The organism is Psychroserpens algicola, assembly GCF_014526325.1.
GTDB classification, from domain to species: Bacteria; Bacteroidota; Bacteroidia; order Flavobacteriales; family Flavobacteriaceae; genus Psychroserpens; species Psychroserpens algicola.
In genome coordinates, this window is sequence record NZ_JACNMJ010000001.1 from 24,134 (window position 1) to 47,124 (window position 22,991).

The following is a 22,991-nucleotide window of genomic DNA, read 5'->3' on the forward strand; positions in this document are numbered from 1 at the left end:
TTATCATAAAGAGTTTAGAATATAATAAAACTGTAAATTTGAATTGAATTTAAATGCAAACACCTTCTTTTTTGAAATTACGTTTTTCTAAGATACTCATTTACTGCCTGATATACACCTCATTGTCTTGTGATGTGATGAAGCGCGTCAAAAAAGATGAGCACTTATTGGTGAGCAACACGGTTTTGGTTGATGATAAAAAGAATAATACCGAAACCGTTAACAATTTAATCTATCAAAAACCTAACGGTAAACTTTTAGGCATTCCGCTTCGTGTTCATATTTATAATTTAGCAAGACCTAATATTGATTCTATCCTCAATGCTAAATACAGAAACCCTGAAGATCCTAAAACCGGACTTAAAAATCTGTTATCAATCAAACAATATGAAGCCCTTATAAGATCTAAGAAAAACTTTAATAGCTGGCTCAAAAAAACAGGAGAACCTCCTGCAATTTATGATGAGAGACGTGCTGAAAAAACAGCTCTAGCGCTTAAAAAATATTATTTTAGTAAAGGCTGGTTCAATGTCAAAACCGATTTTGAAACTGAAAAGGACAGTAATCAACGGGCTAAAGTCACCTATAAAGTAACTACTGGTGACCCCTACATTTTAGACTCCATTACATCAAACATACAAACTCCTGTTATTGATTCGCTGTATCAATTACGTCTCAAGAGTAGTTCTTTAATTAAAAAAGGACAGCAATATGATGATGCTAATTTTTCTGCTGAACGTGATCGATTAACTGAGAAACTTAGAAATTCTGGATTTTACCATTTTGGTCAGGATTATATCACTTTTGAAATTGACACCATAGACACTAATAAAAAAGTATTTACCGATTTAATTATTGCTGACAGAGCAATCAGAACTGAAGATTCTGTGCAACGCATTCCATTTAAGATCTATAAAATTAAAGACGTTAATATTTATACCGATTATAAAAACGAAAACCGCAATTCGATAATCACCGATTCGGTTCAGTTTAAAAATTATAATCTCTATAGTTTTGAAAAATTAAAGTTTCGTCCAAAAGCTATAACTGATGCTGTATTTATTAATAAGGACGACGTATTTAAAGATCTTGACCGAACGCGAACCTATCGTTACCTCAGCCAGTTGCAGGCTTTTAGGTACCCGAGAATTGAATATGTAGAAAACGAGAACGATACAACGCTCACTGCAAATGTGTATTTAATTCCGAAGAAAAAATTTGAGCTCACAACCAGTTTTGAAATCTCGCAAAGTAATATTCAAACTGTCGGTTTTGCTTTTAACACAGGTTTACTGATTCGAAATATTTTTAGAGGTGCTGAAACTTTAGAAATTTCCGGACTTGGCGCTATTGGATCGTCTGTAGATGCATCTGATACTAAAGATCAGTTTTTTGACATCAATGAAATTGGTGGTAATCTACGATTAAATATCCCTAGGTTTTTTCTTCCTTTTAATACCGAAAAAATCATTCCGAAATACATGTCTCCAAGTACGCGAATCAATCTTAGTGCTACGAGTCAGCAAAATATCGGATTAGACAAACAAGCCTTTACTGGAACCGTAAATTACAATTGGTATCCTACAACTAAAGTGACTAATAATCTGGATTTGTTTAATGTTCAGTATGTGAAAAATCTAAATACAGCTAACTATTTTGGTGTATACACCACCTCTTTTGACAGGTTAAATACCATCGCTCAAGACGTTGGATATATTGGTAATGATGAGAGTTTGGTTGATTTTAGTCTGGCTAACGAATTTGATCCTGCCGATGATTTTATTGATGATGTTATTAACCAGAATACCTCATTAGTTCCTACAGATGACGATTATATTGATGTAAATAACATCAAACAGCGTAAAGACCGACTAACAGAAGACAACCTTATTTTTTCATCAAGTTTCAATTACATTAAAAACAGAAGAGAAAACATCTTTGATAATGATTTCTCCATTATCAGACTTCGTGCAGAATTTGCCGGAAACCTACTTTCTAACTTGTCGAGTGTTTTAAACTTAGACAAAAATGATGATGGCAGATATGAAATATTTGGCGTTCCGTTTTCTCAATATGTAAAAGCCGAAGTTGATTATATAAAACATTGGGATTTAGGCAGAAAAAATGAATTTGCTATTCGCACGTATTTTGGAATAGCTATTCCTTACGGAAATTCTAATAGTATTCCATTTGCCGAAAGTTTCTTTGCTGGAGGCCCAAATGACATTAGAGCATGGACAGCCTATAATTTAGGGCCAGGGAGTTCATTATCTACAAATGAATTTAATGAAGCCAATCTGAAATTAACATTAAGTGCCGAACAACGTTTTAATCTATTAGGGCGATTTAATGGCGCAGTATTTATTGACGCAGGAAACATCTGGAATGTTTTTGACAATGTTGAAGACGACAAAGCAACTTTTGATGATTTCAGCTCATTAAAAGATATCGCTGTTGGTTCTGGTTTTGGTATTCGCTACGATTTTAGCTTCTTTGTTTTAAGGGGAGATATTGGGTTTAAAACTTATGACCCGTCTAGACCACTTGGCAACCGTTGGTTTAAAGATTATAACTTTGGAAATGCCGTCTACAATATTGGTGTAAACTATCCTTTTTAACCGCTTTAACAAGATTGTATTGCAATTCTTAAACTATAACGTTTTCGTGCGTTTCACCAACTTCAAAGTCTTAAAAAACCTAACATATTAGCCAAATTTTACTTATTTTTGGTTTTTAAATTTTCAACTTAAAACGAAATCATGAGTCACAATATTAAAGCAGGAGTTGCTACAGGTCGCGAAGTTCAAGACATCTTTAATCTAGCTAAAGAAAAAGGCTTTGCCTTACCAGCTGTAAACGTTATTGGGTCTAACACAATTAACGGTGTTTTAGAAACAGCCAAAGCATTAAATGCACCAGTAATTATTCAATTTTCAAATGGAGGCGCTCAATTTAATGCCGGAAAAGGCTTAAGCAATGAAGATCAAAAAGCAGCTATTGCCGGATCAATAGCAGGAGCTAAACACGTACACCTAATGGCTGAAGCTTATGGTGTTCCTGTTATTTTACATACCGATCATTGTGCAAAGAAATTATTACCGTGGATTGACGGTTTGTTAGATGCGAGTGAGCAACATTTTAAAGAAACCGGAAAGCCGCTTTACAGTTCTCATATGATTGATTTATCTGAAGAACCTCTTGAAGAAAACATTGAAATTTGCAAAACTTACCTTGAGCGTATGAGCAAAATGGGAATGACTCTAGAGATTGAATTGGGAATTACTGGTGGTGAAGAAGATGGTGTTGACAATACAGATGTTGATGATTCAAAATTATACACGCAGCCTGAAGAAGTCGCCTATGCTTATGAAGAATTAATTAAAGTTAGTGATCAATTTACAATTGCTGCTGCCTTCGGAAATGTACATGGTGTTTACAAACCAGGAAATGTAAAACTTACTCCTAAAATTCTTAAAAACTCTCAAGAATACTTATCTCAGAAACATAATTTACCACATAATCATATTGATTTTGTATTCCATGGTGGATCAGGTTCTACCGTAGAAGAAATTAGAGAAGCCATAGGGTATGGTGTTATAAAAATGAACATCGATACCGATATGCAATACGCCTTTATGAGTGGTATTCGTGATTATATGGGAGAAAAAGAAGCTTATTTAAAACAACAAATAGGAAATCCTGATGGTGATGATGTCCCAAATAAAAAGTATTATGATCCAAGAGTTTGGCTTAGAAAAGGAGAAAATGCTTTTGTTGAACGCTTAAAAAAGGCATTTGAAGACCTAAATAATGTAAATACTTTATAACTTTGCATAATTAACTATTAATTAAAATCGTTTTTAATGTCTTGGTTTAAAAGGAAAGAAAAAGGAATTACTACCTCTACCGAGGAGAAGAAAGACACACCCAAAGGGCTGTGGTACAAGTCTCCAACAGGTAAAATAATTGATACTGAAGAACTCGAAAAGAACTTTTATGTGAGTCCGGAAGACGGTTATCACGTTAGAATAGGAAGCAAAGAATATTTCGAAATTTTGTTTGATGACAACAAATTTAAAGAGTTAGATGCTAGTTTAACATCTAAAGATCCTTTAAAATTTGAAGACACAAAAAAATATCCAGACCGTTTAAAAGCTGCACAAGAAAAAACCAAACTCAAAGATGCTGTTAGAACTGCAGTTGGAAAATCTAAAGGCAATGATTTAGTCATTGCTTGTATGGATTTCTCTTTTATTGGAGGTTCTATGGGAAGTGTTGTTGGAGAGAAAATTGCCAGAGCTGCTGATTACGCTTTAAAACATAAAGTTCCGTTTATGATTATCTCTAAGTCTGGAGGTGCTCGTATGATGGAAGCTGTACTGTCATTGATGCAGTTAGCCAAAACGTCAGTGAAACTTGCGCAATTAGCAGATGCAGGTATTCCATATATCTCATTATGTACCGATCCAACTACAGGTGGTACTACTGCTTCTTTTGCCATGTTAGGAGATATTAATATTAGTGAGCCAGGTGCTTTAATTGGTTTTGCTGGACCTCGTGTTGTAAAAGATACGACGGGTCAAGAATTACCAGAAGGTTTCCAAACCTCAGAGTTTTTATTAGAACATGGTTTTCTAGATTTCATCACACATCGTAAAGATTTAAAAGACAGAGTGAATTTATATATTGATTTAATTACAAATCAACCGATAAGAGCATAAAAAAAGCGAGCCAGATGGCTCGCTTTTTTTATGGACTTGATTTAAATTAACAATCCAATTAATTTAATAATACATCAATCACATTCCCATTATTTGTAGTAAATGTAGCTTCGTTATCACAATCACCTGATCCATAATCAAACACACCTCCAAAGTTCGTTCGCTGTACATCTACACTTCCGCTTACAAAATAGAAACAAATTACTTCGCGTCGTAAAGGTGTTACAACTTCATACGAGTGCATATTTCCATTAACAAAAGTCGTTGTCCAATACCCTGAAATTTCAAATACATTATCACTCCAAACACCACTTGCAAAACCTTCAACCCATTCTTTTTCTTTAACCCCTTCTCTACTCGCCTGAGCTCCATTTGGCCAGATGACTGTTAAATCTAGAGTATGTGTAAATTGTGGATTACCATTGTCATTAGATAATTGTTTCAGTAGTGTTTTACTTCCAATGATATTTTTTGTATCAAAGAAAAAGTCTACCAAACTGTAGCTTATTAAAATTTCTTGAGCTTCTGGGTCTCTGGTATAAGAAAATACGATTTGACCTTTGAGCACATGTCCATGCACCTCACAGCCTTCGGTACCAAAGTCGACGGTTACTTCTCTAAATCCTTGTTGAACTACAACAGTAATAGTAACACAATCGGGCAAACCAGATTGCTGTCCATCTGTTCGGTTTAGAGCATCAGACTCTTGCCCTTCGTAAGCATCGATAATAATATCACCAATAACACTTGCTGCGGCATCAACTTCTGAAGATAAAGCTACTTCAGAAATATCTACACTTTGTTCTTCTTCTGGTAATGATGAGCCGTCATCACTACAACTTGTAAATGTCAAACCTAAAACCACTAAGGTGAACATTAATTTTGTCATTGCTTTCATAATTTAATTTTTGATGTTAATATAATGTTAAGACCAAACAAAACTGAAAACGTTTAATTTCAGACTAAAAATAAAAGTTTGAGCATCTTGTAAATCATTAAAAATTACTATATTTGCCGCTTGAAAGAAAGACTTTCAACGTACATAACAATCATTTACAACAATATTAGCATGTATTTAGATCAAAAAGAAAAAGAAGCCATCTTTAAAAAACACGGCAAAAGCGCACAAGACACAGGTTCTGCTGAAGGACAAATTGCTTTATTCACTTACAGAATTAACCACTTAACTGAACACTTAAAAAACAATCGTAAAGATTTTAATACTGAGCGTTCATTAGTAAAATTAGTAGGAAAGCGTCGTGCTTTACTTGATTACTTAACGAAGAAAGATATCATGAGATATCGTGCGATAGTTAAAGAATTAGGATTAAGAAAATAATATTAAAGAGGCTTCGTGCCTCTTTTTTTTATATAACAACTCGTACGATAGAGTATAAACATCGTAAATAAGAAGCTAGATTTCGAATCAAGTTCGAGACAAAAGGTTTTTCATTGGTCATGACTTTCGAGTCTTACAACAACAACTACAACACAACGACCATTGTTTAACATTTTTGCTGTGCACTATGACATTGCTCAATGCCCAGCAAAATAGAATTAAAAAATTTATGATTCCAAAAGTTTTTAGAGAGGTCATTGACCTAGGTGACGGTAGAGAAATTTCTATCGAAACCGGAAAATTAGCAAAACAAGCACATGGTAGTGTTGTTGTGCAATCTGGAAAATGTATGTTATTATGTACAGTCGTTTCCAATTACAAACAGGCAGATGTAGACTTTTTACCTTTAACAGTAGATTACAGAGAAAAATTTGCTGCTGCGGGACGTTATCCTGGAGGATTCTTCAAAAGAGAAGCCAGACCAAGTGACGGTGAAGTTTTAACCATGCGTTTGGTAGACCGTGTTTTACGTCCGTTATTCCCAAAAGATTATCATTCTGAAACACAAGTTATGATTCAATTAATGTCTCATGACGACGATGTAATGCCAGATGCTATGGCTGGATTAGCGGCTTCTGCTGCAATTCAGTTATCCGATTTCCCTTTTGAATGCCCAATTTCTGAAGCCAGAGTTGGACGTATCAATGGTGAATTCGTTATCAACCCAACACGAGCACAATTATTAGAATCTGATATCGATATGATGATTGGAGCTTCTGCTGATTCGGTCATGATGGTTGAAGGTGAAATGGATGAAATTTCTGAAGAAGAAATGACTGAAGCAATTAAGTTTGCTCACGAAGCTATCAAAGTGCAATGTGCTGCTCAAGTAAGATTAGCTGAAGCTTTCGGTAAAAAGGAAGTTCGTGAATACGAGCCAGAACGTACCGATGAAGATTTAGCAAAGAAGATTCATGATATGGCATACGATAAAGTATATGCTGTAGCAAAAGCAGGATCTTCAAAACACGAAAGAGGTGCTGCATTTGCAGAAATTAAAGAAGAAATCAAAGCCTCTTTTTCTGAAGAAGAAATAGAAGATTTTGGTGGTTTAATTTCCAAATATTACAGTAAAGCTGAAAAAGCTGCTGTGCGTGATTTAACATTAAATGAAGGCTTGCGTTTAGACGGTCGTAAAACTGATGAAATCAGACCAATCTGGTGTGAAGTAGATTATTTACCATCGACGCATGGATCTTCAATTTTCACACGTGGAGAAACTCAGGCATTAGCGACAGTTACTTTAGGAACTTCTAGAGAAGCCAATCAAATCGATATGCCATCTTTTGAAGGTGAAGAACGTTTCTATTTACACTATAACTTCCCGCCGTTTTCAACTGGAGAAGCACGACCAATTCGTGGAACATCTCGTAGAGAAGTTGGACATGGTAACTTAGCACAACGTGCATTAAAAGGAATGGTTCCTGAAGATTGTCCGTATACAGTACGTGTCGTTTCTGAAGTTTTAGAATCTAACGGTTCGTCTTCTATGGCAACTGTATGTTCAGGAACAATGGCATTAATGGATGCTGGTGTACAATTAAAGAAACCGGTTTCGGGCATTGCAATGGGATTAATTTCTGATGCTGATTCTGGAAAATACGCGGTTTTATCTGATATTTTAGGTGATGAAGATCACTTAGGAGATATGGATTTTAAAGTAACAGGTACTGCTGATGGTATCACTGCTTGCCAAATGGATATCAAAGTCAAAGGATTAAGCTACGAGATTTTAGTGAATGCATTAAAACAAGCACGCGACGGTCGTTTACATATATTAGAAAAACTGACTGATACGATAGCTGTGCCAAATGCAGATGTTAAAGATCATGCACCTACAATGGTAACCAGACGTATTCCTAATGAATTTATTGGTGCGTTAATTGGACCAGGAGGAAAAGTTATTCAGGAACTACAAAAAGAAACTGATACAACTATCGTTATCAACGAAGATCCTGTTACTGAAGAAGGAATCGTTGAAGTTTTAGGTGTTGGTAAAAAAGGAATTGATGCTGTTATGGCAAAAATTGATGCCTTGTTATTTAAGCCTGAAGTTGGTAGTGTTTACGAAGTTAAAGTCATCAAAATGTTGGACTTTGGAGCGGTTGTTGAATATACTGAAGCACCAGGAAATGAAGTTTTATTACACGTTTCTGAATTAGCTTGGGAACGTACTGAAAATGTATCTGATGTCGTTAACATGGGAGACGTTTTTGATGTAAAATACTTCGGAATAGACTCTAGAACTCGTAAAGAGAAAGTATCTCGTAAAGCTATTTTACCGAAGCCTGAAGGTTATGTCGCTAGACCTCCTAGAGACAATAATCGCGGTGGACGTGATAATAACAAAGGAAGAGATAATCGCGGACGTGATAATCGTCGTGATGATCGCAAACCAAGAGAAGACAAAAAAGATTAAGTTCTTTTTATAATAATCGATAAAAAACCTTACTAGCTATTAGTGAGGTTTTTTTTATGCCTTCTTTAAACAAACTCAATAACATCATTTATCATAAAAAAATATTAAAAAAAATCTAAATCCTTACTGCAAACGTAAATCTTGGAAAGTGCAACATTTAAAACATCAAGATTAATTTATGATTTTAAAAAAAATTACTTCAAAACAACCAAAATCAGTTTCAAAAATAAACCACCAAACATTCTCAGAAGCCTACTCCTGCTTTTTTAAACGCTTCAATATAGACATTCGTGATAATGCTCAGCGTCGTAACTTATCTGCAATATTCAGTTCTTTTGTATTGATAAGTATTGGTATTTATTTTTTTAGCGTCTTTCATAACGATTTCAACATAATAAACTCCAATCGCCTTAAGTCATTTTGGGGCGCACTTTTCATTTCAGTAACAACTGGTTTAGTTGCTTTTAGAATAGTATTATTCTTTATCATGCTCTATAACTATTTTAAATACAAACCTGTGGCTTCCGTTTCAGATGATGAGCTGCCAACTTGCACAGTTATTGTTCCAGCTTACAATGAAGGAAAACAAGTTTGGGATACTTTAATGAGTTTAGCAGAGAGTGATTATCCTAAAGATAAGATTGAGTTATTATCAATTGATGATGGAAGTTTAGATGACACATGGGAATGGATGCAAGATGCAAAACAACAGTTAGGTGATCGCTTAGTTATACTCCAGCAACCTGAAAATCAAGGAAAACGTCATGCTTTATATCGTGGGTTTAACCTCGGAAAAGGTGAAATATTTGTAACTGTCGACAGTGATTCTATTGTAAACAAAGACACCTTAAGACATTTAGTTAGTCCCTTTGCTAAGCATGAAGATTGTGGTGCTGTTGCAGGAAACATCAGAGTACTAAACAACAAAAAAGCAATGCTTCCTAAAATGCTGGATGTTAGTTTTGTTTTAAGTTTTGAATTTATTCGCTCTGCCGAAAGCAACTTAAAATCTGTACTATGCACACCAGGAGCTTTAGCGGCATATCGTAGTTCTGCTGTGCATCAGTGCTTACCGGAATGGATCAACCAGACCTTTAGAGGCAAACCTTCAGATATAGGTGAAGATCGCGCAATGACAAACATGATATTAAAGCAAGGTAAACATGTACTGTTTCAAAGAAACGCAGTAGCTTATACCAATGTTCCTGAAGAATATACAGGCTTATACAAGATGTTTATCAGATGGGGACGAAGCAATGTAAGAGAGAACATAGAAATGGGAAAATATGTGTTCACAAATTTTAGAGATGGAAAAAAAGCTGGAACCCGCTTGCTATTTATAAGTCAACTGTTAGAAATCGTTCTAAGCTATCCATTTTTACTCATTATGCTATTTTTCATCATCACACATCCTCTGTTATTTCTGGGCTCTACATTTATGAGCATTTTAGTATTATCAACCTTTTCTGTCATTTTTTATGCGAATCGCTACAAGATATCAGAGTCTATTTGGGCATATACTTACAGTATTCTCTATACCTTTGGCTTGTTCTGGATTACACCTTATGCCATTGCAACGGCGAGCAGAAGAGGATGGTTAACTCGTGGGTTGGTGACCAAAAGCTAACTGTTCCCATCATATACGATAGAATTTTTATTCAATTAAACAACGCCTTTTATCTAAGATGAGAGGCGTTATTTGTAAATAATTTTAAAATAATTGACGATACCACGCAACCTTTTTTGATGTTTTCAGACTATAGGTAAACAATCAATATGAAAACATCAATTTACATTTGCATCCTCTTTTTGACATTAGTTAACCTATCCTGCTCATCTGATGATACAGAACCAGTAGCAGAACCACAACCTATAGTAACAACATTTATTGTTGAGAATTACAACACACAAAACGAGCCCAATACCGTAACTTTAAGAAAAACCTATACTGTTGAAAACAATAAAATCATTGCCTCTCAAAGAGAAAGCCTTGAAACGGGTTCTAGCGGACATAAAATTTATGCCTATGAGAATGATAGAATTTCAGAAATTTCAAACTTTTCTGATGGTTTACTTATAGAAAAAAAGCATTTTACTTATGATGACGATGGCCATCTTATTGAGTATTTCAGAGAAATAACAGAAAATTCCAGTCCGCAAGCCTTATACATCAAAAGCAATTATATTCATACCCAAGACACCATTTATAGCATCGCTAGTCAAAGTACAGACGGCATCACCTATGAAACTAATTACACCAGTAAGATTGTATTAGACAGTAATTTGAATGCTATATTTACTGAATCCACTGGAATTTCTACAGATTATACAAACCGAACAATACATACTTACGACTCTAACAATAATATTATATCTTCAATGGGTTATGAGCTTATAGACAATGGTACTTTTTTTAATACTATTTCAAGCACATACACTTATGAAACTGGTATAAACACGCTTGGTATCATATATGACGCTACGTTTGGTAGAGAAGTTTTAATGTTAAGCAGCCAGCATCAGGATAATTCGAGTGCCTTAAATAATTACAATTCAAAATATAAAACATTTAACACGTTTGATACTTATGATTCATCATTCTTCGGTAATGTTGACATGGCAGCAGAATTCATCAATACATATAACGAACAAAACTATAGTACACTAAGCGATTATCGAATGATAATTGAAGGTGATATATTTAGTAGATTTACAATAGAATACATATTTGAATAGAGCAGCTAATAGTTGGGATTAGAACAGTTAATTAAAGCTTGTAAAAAGCATAACCTAAAGGCACAAAGTCAGTTATACCAAATGTATAAAGATGACCTCTTTACTTTATGCCTAAAATACTGTAGAAACAAAGAAGAAGCTCAAGATAATTTACAAGATGCCTTTCTGGAAATCTTCGGAAAAATAAAAACCTACAAAGGTGTGGGTTCTTTTGAGGGCTGGATAAAACGAATCACGATTAATAAAGCCATAGATAAGTATAAAAAGGATAGTCATTTAAATATTGTGATTAATAACGATATCCTTGAAGATCAGTCCTTGATGGATATGGAGGCACTTGAGCACATTCCGTTAGATCTAATTTTAAAACACATTCAAGACCTCCCGCCCCAATATCGATTGGTATTTAATTTATACGAATTAGATGGCTATTCTCATAAAGAGATATCAAAACTCTTGAACATAAGTATAAGCACCTCAAAATCTAACTTACATAGAGCTAAAACTATATTAAAAACCAAGATGCAAAATTCGACTCGTGTATCTCCTAAAAACCTGACATCTAATGGATACTAAAAAAGATTTCGGAGCTGCTGTTAAACAAAAACTAGACTCCTTTAAGGATAGTCCAGATGATATGGTTTGGACTCATATTGAAGCGCAGCTAAAAAAGAAAAAAAAGAGACGCATATTTATTTTGCTATTTTCAGGCTTAGGGCTATCGGCTCTACTACTTGTACTATGGATAAAGTCTCCTTTACAATCTGATATCCAACATAAAAACAACAATTCAATAATCACAAATCAAACGACTGAAGCATCAACTATTAAGGATATAAAGACTAAAGATATTAGACCTACTCCACTAATACATTCTGAAAACAAGGACTCAATAAACACCTATAAAAGGAGCAATAAAAATGAAGCACCAACTGCTTTAATTTCAAAACAGGATGATTCAAATACCAAAACAAATACGGTTGCTAGACCAACAAACTTTTCGATAGCAGGTCAACATAAGGTTAAATCAAATTCAAACACTCCAAAAGACAATAGTTCACAACTGAATCAAATTTCAAAAACACCTCAAACTAGAAGTCAGTTAAAGCTGCTAAAATCTGCTAATGACAGTCTGATTGCTAAAATCACTACAACACAAGAACAAGACTCCGTATCGCAAACTGATATATTAGATAAGCTTGTCACTGAAGACAAAACCAAGGATAGCCTTATTGAAGACAATGCATCACGATGGAGTGTGACACCACATGGCATGCTAACGTATTATGGTGCTTTGAGCTCAACAAGTAGCGATAATTTTTCATTTGACTACGGACTTCTATTAAGTTATAAAGTGAGCAATCACACCTACTTAAGATTTGGTGTCAGGCCATTAAATCTAAAGCAACGTATTGAGGGTTCTCAAATTAATATCAAGTATTTAGAATTTCCGTTAGACATTAAATATGCGCCATTTAACAATAATTTAAATCCTTATTTTACTGGTGGAATTAACTATTTTGTGCTACAAAGTGCGACCATAAACGGATTTAACAATCCGGATTACAATACCACTTTTGGACTTCATTTAGGAGTAGGTGCAGAATACAAAGTCTTTAAAAAGTTGTATTTGAATATCGAATCAAATTTCAATTATCAAATCAAGCCTATTTCAGATAATTCAAATATTAATCCTTTTATACTTTCAGTAAATACAGGTATTGAGTATCGGTTTTAATCCCAATTAAACACGTCTGAAATTTGCAAATGTCTTAATTTTTCCGTATACTATTAGCTATGATACAAGCAGACAAAGAAAAATACCAAGACATTTTAGAAAGTTCAGTTGAATATCTTGAGCAACGCGGCTATGAAAACATAAAAGCCGATACTGAAGGTTATGAGACACCAAAATCTTTTATAAAAAAAGGAAGTGAAATTACTGTAACACCTGATATCGTTGCCGAAAAAGAAGGCAGAAAATATTACTTTGATATTAGTCTGAAAAGTGTAAAGCCAAAACTATTAAAGTCAAAATGGCTATTTCTCAATACATTAAGCGCTTTAAAATCGCATCGTTTCAGATTAATCACTACAAGAGGTCATTTCAAATTCACAAATGAAATGCTAGATGATATTAACCTCAACGACAAAAAATTAATCAAAATTTAAATTAATTTAATTTTCTTGTAACATTTTATGTACCTATTACGTATAACTATATAGAATTGTACATATACCCAAATTTTAAAGGAGATAATTAAATGAGACAACTAAAAATTACGAAGCAGGTTACCAATAGAGAAACCGCATCGTTAGACAAATATTTACAAGAAATTGGTAAGGTTGATTTAATTACTGCAGACGAAGAGGTTGAATTAGCTCAACGCATCAAAGCAGGAGATCAAATTGCTTTAGAAAAATTAACTAAAGCTAATTTACGTTTCGTAGTTTCTGTAGCTAAACAATATCAAAACCAAGGTTTAACACTTCCTGATTTAATTAACGAAGGTAACTTAGGTTTAATTAAAGCGGCACAACGTTTTGATGAAACTCGTGGATTTAAATTTATATCTTACGCTGTATGGTGGATTCGTCAGTCTATTCTTCAGGCTTTAGCGGAGCAATCTCGTATTGTACGTTTACCTTTGAACAAGATTGGATCGATTAATAAAATCAATAAGACCTTTGCCTTTTTAGAGCAAAGTCACGAACGTCCGCCAAGTGCAGAGGAAATTGCTAAAGAGTTGGATATGACAATCAACGACGTTAAAGAGTCTATGAAAAACTCTGGCCGTCACGTATCCATGGATGCACCTTTAGTTGAAGGAGAAGATTCTAACCTTTACGATGTATTACGTAGTGGAGAGTCTCCTAATCCTGATAAGGATTTATTACATGAATCTTTACGTACGGAAATTGAACGTGCCTTAGAAACATTAACGCCTCGTGAAGCCGATGTAATTCGTCTTTACTTTGGTCTTGGAAATCAACATCCAATGACTTTAGAAGAAATAGGAGAGACATTTGATTTAACTCGAGAACGTGTTAGACAAATTAAAGAAAAAGCGATTCGTAGATTAAAACATACGTCTCGTAGTAAAATATTAAAAACCTATTTAGGATAGTAATTATTTTAGTATAATTACGACTAAATTACCGTAACAAACAGTTACACATAACTGTTCGTTTTTTGATTGATGAAAGAACCCAGAGCTGATTACTTTGGGTTCACTCATTTTATAGGATTAAGTAATTGATTTATAGTGTTTTAAAAAATAAGAAAATACAATTTTAACAACAATTTGTACCCCTTAGCGTATCCCCTAAAAGTTTAGTATAGTCCAGGAGTCAAAGGACTTCGGTACAATTGCGCCAATATCTCTTAGGTACTTTCTAAGAGCAAACTCGATTTTATGTCCTGTCATTTCAATTAATTTAAAAATTGCCTCACGTTCAGTAAGACCCGATTTTATAAGATTTATGTAGATATCTATGGTAATGGTGTGTCTGAAAGAGTACAAGGTGTATTCTTTTCCGTAGCCCAGCTCGTTAAGCACAGCTCTAAATCGGTCACTCATTACACGTTTTTTTCGCTCAATAGTGCTTTTCCAAAGACCTGTCTTACTGGTTTCGTTGTGAATAATGAAGTGTTCATTAGGTGAGCTGGATATGTTCAGGTTATTTACAAGTACATGCCTAACGTTGTCGTGTATCAATTTAAAGGTTAAAAGCTCGTTCTTAGTAGGTATAGATAACAGGTTGTTTTTATATTCACTTAAAATAAATCACATGAAATTATTCGGAAAAGAATTTAACCCTATAAGATCCGATATTGCTACACATATAGTTTTCTTCGGAGTGCCAAGCTGGGCAATTGTGTTATGGGTTCAGGTTGCTGCTAGTATATTGCCAGCTTTAGTTACTTGCGCAGTACTCGCAATTGTATTTGCTCTTTTTGAAATTGCTCAATGGCTATTTAAGTTCGGCACAGGAAGTGTAACTGATTGGTTTGCGAGTTGCTTTGTGGTATTCATAAAGGGTTCAAGCCTACTTATCACTTACACTAAGTAATGTGGATAGGAGAACTATTATAAATATAACTGGATTATCTATAGCTACTTTTGTGGCGTATAACTACGTGCAAAAAAACAACGATAATCCAGCTATTATAGTTCGCAAGAAGCTAATGAGAGGATTTAATGCTCAAACAATACCTCCTTTGGGATATTTGTAACCGAAGCTAAAAAGAATAATATTTCGCTTATTGAGCATGAAATGATGCATTGGAAACAGTATCAAAAAAAAGGTTTGATAGGTTTTTATTATGATTATTACAATGAACTTAAGATTTACGGATATGATAAAATGCCTATGGAGATTGAAGCTCGTTTCTGGGAAAGTGATAATTGTAAATTAAATTACACAGAATGCGTAAGAAGTGGAAAAAGCGTCACGGTTTTTAATCCTGATTTTAGAGATGATTACCTTTCTGCATAAGTTATTGATTTTATTTATTAATAATAAGGGAGAATTATTTTTATAAAATAGGAGAATTAAACCAGTTAAGGAGCTGGTGCTATATAAGCAGTTTGCACCTCGCATATCTCAGCACAGCCACCGTTATCAACACATTGAATAATAGCCTCAGACGCACAATCTTTGTCAGGACATATAGTGTAGCTGGTTTCGTTGCCCTCGTCATCATAACAGGCTACATGGAATCTGTCACCTTGTCTTCTTGATTGGGCTAAATCTGATCGCATCACCTCGATAGTGTTTATGGTATAAAGGTTGTTCTCATGCTTTAATGTGAATGATACGTTAGCGTCGTTGTTATCTTTACTGTATTGTTCGACTTCTAACAAGGCGGCCTCTAATGATTGTTCAGGAGTAATTCCTGAAGATTCCTCTGACTGAGTGCAGTTAAAATTTAAAGTAGCGACAAACGCTATCAAGCATAATTTAATTATTGTGTTTTTCATGTTTAAGTATTTTGGTTTTAGTTATTGTGCAGGTGTAAATGACAGCTCAGCTTTATTGTTACATATGGTAGCGCAGCCTCCTCCTTCAAGACAGTCGTATGTTGCCTGTCCAGCGCAGCCAACATTCTCACCACATTCGGTTACAACAACTTCTCCATCACCATAAGTACAGGTAACTTTGTAGTTGTCTCCTTCTTCTCGGGCTTGAGGGTTAGTGCCATTTGTGAATGCAATAATTTTTTCAGAATTTTCAAGAACATCAAAGTAACTCATGTAGTCATCTTTTTTTAGGTTTTCGAACTTGTACTTTACAATTTTCCCACTCTCATTTCCTATTGCTTTGATTTCGGATAAAATGTTGTCAATCCTGAGTTTAATCTGTTCTTCAGAAAGAGTTTCTTTTGCCGAATCACTGCTATCACATGACGTGAAGCTAAAGGCGGTTGCAAATAAAATAAGTGCCATGTAACACCTAATTTTGTGATTAATTGTTTTTCTCATAATAAATAAATTAAGCCCCATTAAAGGTCTTGGGCGGTTAGTATTGACCTTAATTGCTAATTATCAATAAATTACAATAAACAATGTACAAATTATATTTAATTTTATCGAATAAATCGCTGCTTAATCGATGAAAATTTAACAACAGTCTGTACCCCCTTTTTCGATAAAAAGCAAATTCAAAATCCTTCAAAACCATTGCTACCACTACTCTAAAAGAAAATAATGGTTTAAATTAAAAATCCATTAACTAAATGCTGATTACTCTGGGTTCATTTTTTTATCTACTTTTGCATAAACGTATTTAATATCTATTTATGCCTTCAAAATTAATTGCACCTTCGATGCTAGCAGCCGATTTTGGCAACCTACAACGTGATGTGGAAATGGTAAACAACAGTGAGGCCGACTGGTTTCATATTGATGTAATGGATGGGCATTTTGTGCCTAATATTTCTTATGGAATGCCAGTAATTCAAGCCATTAAAAAACATGCAACCAAACCTCTGGATGTACATTTAATGATTGAAAAACCTGAGCGTTATATTGAAGCATTTGCAAATGTTGGTGCAGACATCATTACTGTGCATCATGAATCTACAGTTCATTTGCACAGAACACTACGCCAAATAAAAGATGCTGGCTGTAAAGCTGGTATAGTACTTAATCTTACTACACCTGTATCGGTTCTTGAAGATATACTACCCGAATGCTACATGATCTTACTCATGTCTATTAATCCTGGCTTTGGTGGACAACAATTTGAAACCATTACCTATAACCGTGTTAAGAAGTTACGTAAAATGATAGACGAACAAGGTTTAGAGACGCGTATAGAAATTGATGGAGGTGTCACTGACAAAAACATCAAACAACTTGTTGAAGCAGGTGCAGATGTGTTTGTTGCTGGTAGCCACGTTTTTAAAAGTGACAACCAAACTGAAACAATCAAGCGCTTAAAAGTATTAGCTAATAGTTAATTTTTACTACCATAACCATAGTTATAGCCATAGTTATAACCATAAGACTTATTACTACCTACACCGTTGATAACATAGGCCATATTTTTTATTTTGCCACTATCAGACAGGTTCTTAGAAAACTCTAACAGATTCTTTTCCGTATGATCAGCTCGTAATAAATAAATAGTGGCATCAGCATGTTTAGAAATTAACAGCGTATCTGTTACTAAGATTGTCGGAGCAGTATCTATAATAATATAATCATACACTTGCTTTGCTTCATTTAGCAAAGTTTCAAACCTACCATTAGTTAATAATTGTGTTGGATTTGGAGGAATATCTCCAGACAATAATATTTCGTGATTAGGATGTTTCTCAAAGCCTCTTACGACAATACGCTTCCAGTCTAAAGTATCATCATGTAAATAATTAGACAAGCCCTGAAGGTTTTTATCTTTAGATATATAAGAATGAATTTGAGGATTTCTTAAATCTGCTCCTACAAGTAAAACCTTTTTATTAATACTCGATAAAGCCAGTGATAAATTGATACCAACATAAGTTTTACCTTCACCTTTAATCGTAGAAGTACAATAGATGACTTTCCCCATGGCATCTTCTCCTGTCGGAATGATGTAATTGACATTTGCGCTTAAAATTCTAAATGCTTCAGATTGCACCGAACGGTCTGTAGGATTATCAAATACCAGGTTTTTATTGTTTTTAATTCTTGGCAATTCAGCTAAAATAGGAATGTTGCCAACGCGAACAGTAACATCATCTTTCCCTTTAATTTTAGTATCTAAAAGATTATATGCATAAATACTTGCGAACGGTAAAAATAATCCAGCAACCAATGCGAATAGATAAATGTTTTTAGAATTAGGTGATATAGGACTTCCGCTAGAAAGTGCATATTCCACAACTTTTATAGAAGGTTCGGTTATCGCTAAGTTAATAGCTGCCTCTTCTCTTTTTTGAAGTAAAAACAAATACAAACTTTGCTTAATTGCCTGTTGACGCTCTCGGGAGCGCAGTAGCTTTTCTTTTAATGGCAAACTAGATACCTGATACGCATACTTCTGGTTTTTTCTGACCAATTGCTGCTTCGTAGCATTTAACTGCAACTCATACGAGTTTAAAGATGTTTTGATATTTGATTTTACACTCGCTAACTTATCATTCAATATTTTAACTGTAGGATTGTTTTCACCAGCACTTGTAACTAGCTTATTACGCTCAAAAACCAAATCATTGTGCTGACTTATGAGTCCGTTAATATTAGCATTATCAATCCCAACATTTGCAGGTAATAAGTCGGAATCAGATTGATTCATTGTATCACTTAATAAATCAGAAATCACCAATTGATTTTCGACTTCAAACACCTGATTTTCAGAAACCGTTCGTTGGGAAAGTCCAAGATCTGCATCCGTTTCAATATTGATTATATTGTTAGACTTTTTGAAATCTTTAATTCCAATTTCGATAGAATCCAATTCAAAAGCTAAATATTTAAAACGTTCGTCAATAAAATCGATTGTGCGTTTAGAGACTTGCTGCCTGTCTGTTACACCATCATTATTAAATACCTCAACAACATTATTAATTGTAGTACTCGCAAGAGATCGACTCTGGCTCGAATAACTCAAAGTTAATAAGTCACTATCCTTTCCTAGTTTATTGACATTAATATTAGACTTTAGCTTCCTTGTCGCAGTAGGTACCGGAATAAATTTCAGTAAATATGTTTTATCAACCGATGCTGAAACTTGCGAAGGATGTTCAAATTGTAACTCAAATGGCAAATTGTGATTTACATTGTAAGAGTTGTGGTTTGGAATAACAATAGCTTTGTCTGACTCACCTCTAAATACCTGAAATTCATTGGCCTTGACCACAATTTTATATGAAGAAAAATTGATGATGCTATCGTTAGATTTGGTCTTTGTAAATTTAAAAGGAAACTGATCTATCTGCGTTGTTAGAATATTTCCCTCTTCATAGTACTCCACTGTCAAGTCTAATTTTTTAACTACATCTTCAATTATACGATAAGACTTTAATATTTCAATTTCATTTTCAAGATTAATATTTGATCGGTTAAACACAAAAGCCGATGAAGGTAATTCTAAGCCTTTAGTTTTATTTAAAATTTTAATCTTAGCAGATGACGAATATATTTTAGGTGTATATCTCAAATAGAGATAGGCACCAATAAATGCCAGAATAATACCTAAAACAAACCAATACCAATAGCTGAGATATTTTTTAATCTCGTGCTTTATAGTTTCACCTTGATCATTCCTTCTAGGAGTCAGGATATTTTGTTCTTGATTCATAATTTATCTTGTAATAAGAACTATAGTCGTTAAAAGAATCGATACTACCGATATTACAGTTGAAGTGTTACCTACAAAACCAGCGCTTTTTACTTTTGGATTATTAGGATTGACAACAATGACATCGTTTGGCTTAATTTGATAAAACTCACTATTTAAAAACTCTCCAGAAGTAATATCAACCGTAGAAATTAATCGGTTTCCATCTACTTCACGAATCACTTTAATATCATCTCGCTTACCATTAATTGTCAAATCTCCTGCATAACCTAAAGCTTGTAATAATGAAATACTATACTCTGTAAAGTTATAGGTTCCTGGTTGTTTTACTTCTCCTAAAATGGTCACTTTAGCATTTAACAATCGTACATTTACTGTTGGGTTTTTTAAATGATTTCCTTCTTCAAGCAAGTTTCTAATATGTGATTCTAACTCAATAACTGTTTTGTTTTCAGTTGAAATCTCACCTAATTCCGGAAAGCTAATCGTATTATCTTTAGATACCAGATAGCCGTCTAACTGCATAATTTCTACAGAAGCACCACCAACTACTGACGGTTTATTATAAGGAATAGCGGTGTCTGCTACCAAAGCACCAACGGTGATTTTTAAAATATCATTTGCTTGAATTTTTGGACTAGAAAAATTTATGGCTGTGTTTGTATAATTTTCAGAGTCTTGAATATACAAGATTTCTTTTTTTGATGCGCATGAACTCACAAGCATTACAACTAGACAAACACCTAAAATATACTTCATTAATATAGAGTTTTAATCGGATACAAATATAGGTTCAAATAAGTGATTGGCAAAAGTTAGGCCAATATTAAGTTAAAAGCCCTTAAGTTCTCATAGAATCTGGCAACCATTTTTTAATGATTAGCCAATTGTAAATAAATAAAGAAGAATAGAGCAAAGTTCCGACCAATGCCATCAACAAAAACTGAACTATAGTATCTAAATGTCCTATTTGATACACAAATGCTATCAGCATTAAATTTAAAACAACAATATAAATTGTGGTTTGCGCATGTGAAAGCCCTAATTTTAAATAGCGATGGTGAATATGGTTTTGATCTGCTGTAAACGGGCTAGTTCTTAAAACAACAAGCCTGATTATGAAAATTCTGAGTGTATCTAACAACGGAAAAAAGGCTATTGACAATGCTAAAATTGGAGCAGATTTAAAAAACTCTGACTTCGGATTAAGCTCTGTGGTGTTTATAAATCTCACAGCACAAAAAGCAATTAAAAACCCTACAATCATTGAGCCTGTATCTCCCATGAATATTTTTTTCCGTTTCGAAAAATTCAATCGTAAAAAAGGAATAATAGCACCTATAGCACCTACAGTTAATGTAGACATCGTTATGTCTCCCGTTTTAATAAATAAGTAAGCAAATGATGCACAACCTGCAACAGCGAGACAGCCTGCCAAACCATCTACACCATCAATAAGATTATAAGCATTGATAAGTAATACATAAACGAAAAGCGTAAACAAAACCGACAACCAATATGGCAAAATGGTAATACCAAAAACTCCTGATAAGCCTAAAATTCGCGTATCTGTAAATATGATTAGTAATGATGCAGCCATGAGCTGACCAAAAAACTTTTTTCGAGGCGATAAAATGAGTAGGTCATCTTTTAAACCCAAAAAGAAAAGAACGGTCATACTCCCTAAAACTAAGAGTAAGATTTTAGTATCCAAAAGAGCGCCAACAGTGGTGATAACCACAGCAAGGCTTATAAATATACCTACACCTCCTAATGTTGGTGTTTTTCTATCGTGAACACTTCTATCATCTGGTTCATCCATTAAATGTTTAGCAATTGCCACATTGAAAATAGCAGGAAAACTAGTTAACGATACAAAAAAAGCAATGAGAAAAGCTAACAAAAGCCATATCTCTAGGTAATCTAGAGGGTTAAAATGTTTGACTAATTCTTGTATCATAGTAATTTAAAAAGTGTTGAATGCTATATGTGTGTTACACATACAAGCATGCAAATATACGTCATACTGATTGCTTTTCAGAAAAAAAATGGCAAAAACCTATCGATGTGATTTAAAATACAATCTAATTTTGTGATGAATAATCTTACAAATAATTGATGTCTTTTAACTTTTATTTACTAAACCATTGTGGGATTTTAGATAAATTTTTCTTTAAGATAACTGCCAAAGGAAACGTCAAACCATTGGTTTTTGCAGCTTTTAAATCTTCTTTTGTTTTTCTAATAAGATTCTTAAGACTTTTGTTACTAGCTCCTCCAACACGCATCTTTACTATAGTTTTTGGTAAATAGTGATAGGTATACTTCGGATTATTGAAGATTCTAAGTATAAAATCATAATCTGCTGCAATTTTATACTCCAAATTGAAGTTTCCTTCAGCTTGATACACCGCATTTTTTAAAAATAATGTAGGATGTGCTGGCATCCAGCCACGCTTGAGCAGTTTAGGATAAAATGGCTGACTGACCCAATTTCTAACGATATGTTCAGGGTTTTCAAAAGACACGTAATGCAAATTTCCGTAGACACCATCAACCTGATGCGTTTTAAATGCTGCTACTATGTCTGAAATGCAATGCGTATCAGCCAAATAGTCGTCAGAATGTACAAAACCTACAATGTCACCTGTTGCTTTTTGAATGCCTTTATTTAAAGCATCATAAATACCTTTATCGTGTTCTGAAACCCAAACAATATGAGGAGCATTTTTAGCCTTTGAAGTAATCAAATCTACTGTGTTGTCTGACGAATTGCCATCAATAACAATATACTCTATATCTGAGTACGTTTGATTCAACACAGAATCCATACAGTATCCGAGTGTTTTTTCGCTGTTATAAGTTGCCGTAATTATTGATACTTTCATTAAAATAAAATATTAAAAATAGCCACACTCAACTCCTT

The 22,991-nt window shown here is 34.0% G+C and carries 22 protein-coding genes; 14 read left to right on the forward strand and 8 right to left on the reverse strand.

The window, feature by feature from the left end:
• Positions 1–71 precede the first annotated feature (71 nt).
• From tamL to accD, 3 genes are all read left to right on the forward strand, one after another.
• The gene (gene tamL / locus H7350_RS00105; RefSeq protein ID WP_204343840.1) at positions 72–2,618 is read left to right on the forward strand and encodes a translocation and assembly module lipoprotein TamL; all 2,547 of its coding nucleotides are present in this window, start codon (positions 72–74) and stop codon (positions 2,616–2,618) included.
• Between the two features lie 141 nt (positions 2,619–2,759).
• The gene (gene fbaA / locus H7350_RS00110; RefSeq protein ID WP_204343841.1) at positions 2,760–3,827 is read left to right on the forward strand and encodes a class II fructose-bisphosphate aldolase; all 1,068 of its coding nucleotides are present in this window, start codon (positions 2,760–2,762) and stop codon (positions 3,825–3,827) included.
• Positions 3,828–3,863: 36 nt separating this feature from the next.
• On the forward strand, positions 3,864–4,721 hold the full coding sequence (gene accD, locus H7350_RS00115) for an acetyl-CoA carboxylase, carboxyltransferase subunit beta (protein WP_204343842.1): 858 nt from the start codon (positions 3,864–3,866) through the stop codon (positions 4,719–4,721).
• Positions 4,722–4,779: 58 nt separating this feature from the next.
• Here accD and H7350_RS00120 read toward each other — a convergent pair whose 3' ends face one another.
• The gene (locus H7350_RS00120; RefSeq protein WP_204343843.1) at positions 4,780–5,619 is read right to left on the reverse strand and encodes a hypothetical protein; all 840 of its coding nucleotides are present in this window, start codon (positions 5,617–5,619) and stop codon (positions 4,780–4,782) included.
• A gap of 171 nt (positions 5,620–5,790) precedes the next feature.
• Here H7350_RS00120 and rpsO point away from each other — a divergent pair, with 171 nt between their 5' ends.
• The 8 genes from rpsO (at position 5,791) to H7350_RS00160 (ending at position 14,403) form a co-directional block, all read left to right on the forward strand.
• Positions 5,791–6,060 carry a 30S ribosomal protein S15 gene (gene rpsO, locus H7350_RS00125; protein ID WP_204343844.1) on the forward strand — a complete coding sequence of 90 codons (270 nt, stop codon included), beginning with the start codon at positions 5,791–5,793 and terminating at the stop codon, positions 6,058–6,060.
• 229 nt (positions 6,061–6,289) lie between these two features.
• On the forward strand, positions 6,290–8,539 hold the full coding sequence (locus tag H7350_RS00130) for a polyribonucleotide nucleotidyltransferase (RefSeq protein WP_204343845.1): 2,250 nt from the start codon (positions 6,290–6,292) through the stop codon (positions 8,537–8,539).
• 178 nt (positions 8,540–8,717) lie between these two features.
• The gene (locus H7350_RS00135) at positions 8,718–10,166 is read left to right on the forward strand and encodes a glycosyltransferase family 2 protein (RefSeq protein WP_204343846.1); all 1,449 of its coding nucleotides are present in this window, start codon (positions 8,718–8,720) and stop codon (positions 10,164–10,166) included.
• A 149-nt stretch (positions 10,167–10,315) separates the two neighbouring features.
• Positions 10,316–11,275, forward strand: coding sequence for a hypothetical protein (locus tag H7350_RS00140; protein ID WP_204343847.1), 960 nt, complete (start codon positions 10,316–10,318; stop codon positions 11,273–11,275).
• A gap of 12 nt (positions 11,276–11,287) precedes the next feature.
• Positions 11,288–11,851, forward strand: coding sequence for an RNA polymerase sigma factor (locus tag H7350_RS00145; RefSeq protein WP_204343848.1), 564 nt, complete (start codon positions 11,288–11,290; stop codon positions 11,849–11,851).
• Entirely contained in the window at positions 11,841–13,013 is a 1,173-nt protein-coding gene (locus H7350_RS00150; protein WP_204343849.1) for a porin family protein, read from the forward strand. The genes H7350_RS00145 and H7350_RS00150 overlap by 11 nt, the downstream gene beginning before the upstream one ends.
• A 59-nt stretch (positions 13,014–13,072) precedes the next feature.
• Positions 13,073–13,447 carry a hypothetical protein gene (locus H7350_RS00155; protein WP_204343850.1) on the forward strand — a complete coding sequence of 125 codons (375 nt, stop codon included), beginning with the start codon at positions 13,073–13,075 and terminating at the stop codon, positions 13,445–13,447.
• Between the two features lie 92 nt (positions 13,448–13,539).
• A complete protein-coding gene (locus H7350_RS00160) occupies positions 13,540–14,403 on the forward strand; it encodes a sigma-70 family RNA polymerase sigma factor (protein WP_094967995.1) in 864 nt (287 codons plus the stop codon).
• Between the two features lie 198 nt (positions 14,404–14,601).
• Here H7350_RS00160 and H7350_RS00165 read toward each other — a convergent pair whose 3' ends face one another.
• Complete coding sequence (locus H7350_RS00165; protein ID WP_204343851.1) at positions 14,602–14,994, reverse strand: hypothetical protein; 393 nt, start codon at positions 14,992–14,994, stop codon at positions 14,602–14,604.
• Positions 14,995–15,067: 73 nt separating this feature from the next.
• Here H7350_RS00165 and H7350_RS00170 point away from each other — a divergent pair, with 73 nt between their 5' ends.
• Positions 15,068–15,349, forward strand: a complete 282-nt coding sequence (locus H7350_RS00170; RefSeq protein ID WP_204343852.1) for a hypothetical protein — start codon at positions 15,068–15,070, stop codon at positions 15,347–15,349.
• A gap of 204 nt (positions 15,350–15,553) precedes the next feature.
• Positions 15,554–15,775, forward strand: coding sequence for a hypothetical protein (locus tag H7350_RS00175; RefSeq protein ID WP_204343853.1), 222 nt, complete (start codon positions 15,554–15,556; stop codon positions 15,773–15,775).
• 65 nt (positions 15,776–15,840) lie between these two features.
• Here the strand turns inward: H7350_RS00175 and H7350_RS00180 are convergent, their stop codons facing one another.
• Positions 15,841–16,260, reverse strand: a complete 420-nt coding sequence (locus H7350_RS00180; RefSeq protein WP_204343854.1) for a hypothetical protein — start codon at positions 16,258–16,260, stop codon at positions 15,841–15,843.
• A 21-nt stretch (positions 16,261–16,281) separates the two neighbouring features.
• Positions 16,282–16,725, reverse strand: coding sequence for a hypothetical protein (locus H7350_RS00185; protein ID WP_204343855.1), 444 nt, complete (start codon positions 16,723–16,725; stop codon positions 16,282–16,284).
• A gap of 353 nt (positions 16,726–17,078) precedes the next feature.
• Between H7350_RS00185 and rpe the strand changes: the two genes are divergently transcribed.
• Entirely contained in the window at positions 17,079–17,741 is a 663-nt protein-coding gene (gene rpe / locus H7350_RS00190; protein ID WP_204343856.1) for a ribulose-phosphate 3-epimerase, read from the forward strand.
• Here rpe and H7350_RS00195 read toward each other — a convergent pair.
• The 4 genes from H7350_RS00195 to H7350_RS00210 form a co-directional block, all read right to left on the reverse strand.
• Positions 17,738–20,065 (reverse strand): GumC family protein, encoded by a 2,328-nt coding sequence (locus H7350_RS00195; RefSeq protein ID WP_204343857.1) that lies wholly within the window; start codon positions 20,063–20,065, stop codon positions 17,738–17,740. The genes rpe and H7350_RS00195 overlap by 4 nt on opposite strands.
• Before the next feature lie 3 nt (positions 20,066–20,068).
• Entirely contained in the window at positions 20,069–20,824 is a 756-nt protein-coding gene (locus H7350_RS00200; RefSeq protein WP_204343858.1) for a polysaccharide biosynthesis/export family protein, read from the reverse strand.
• 82 nt (positions 20,825–20,906) lie between these two features.
• Positions 20,907–22,025, reverse strand: a complete 1,119-nt coding sequence (locus H7350_RS00205) for a glycosyltransferase family 4 protein (protein WP_204343859.1) — start codon at positions 22,023–22,025, stop codon at positions 20,907–20,909.
• A 172-nt stretch (positions 22,026–22,197) separates the two neighbouring features.
• Positions 22,198–22,953 (reverse strand): glycosyltransferase family 2 protein, encoded by a 756-nt coding sequence (locus H7350_RS00210; RefSeq protein ID WP_235989232.1) that lies wholly within the window; start codon positions 22,951–22,953, stop codon positions 22,198–22,200.
• Positions 22,954–22,991: the final 38 nt, after the last annotated feature.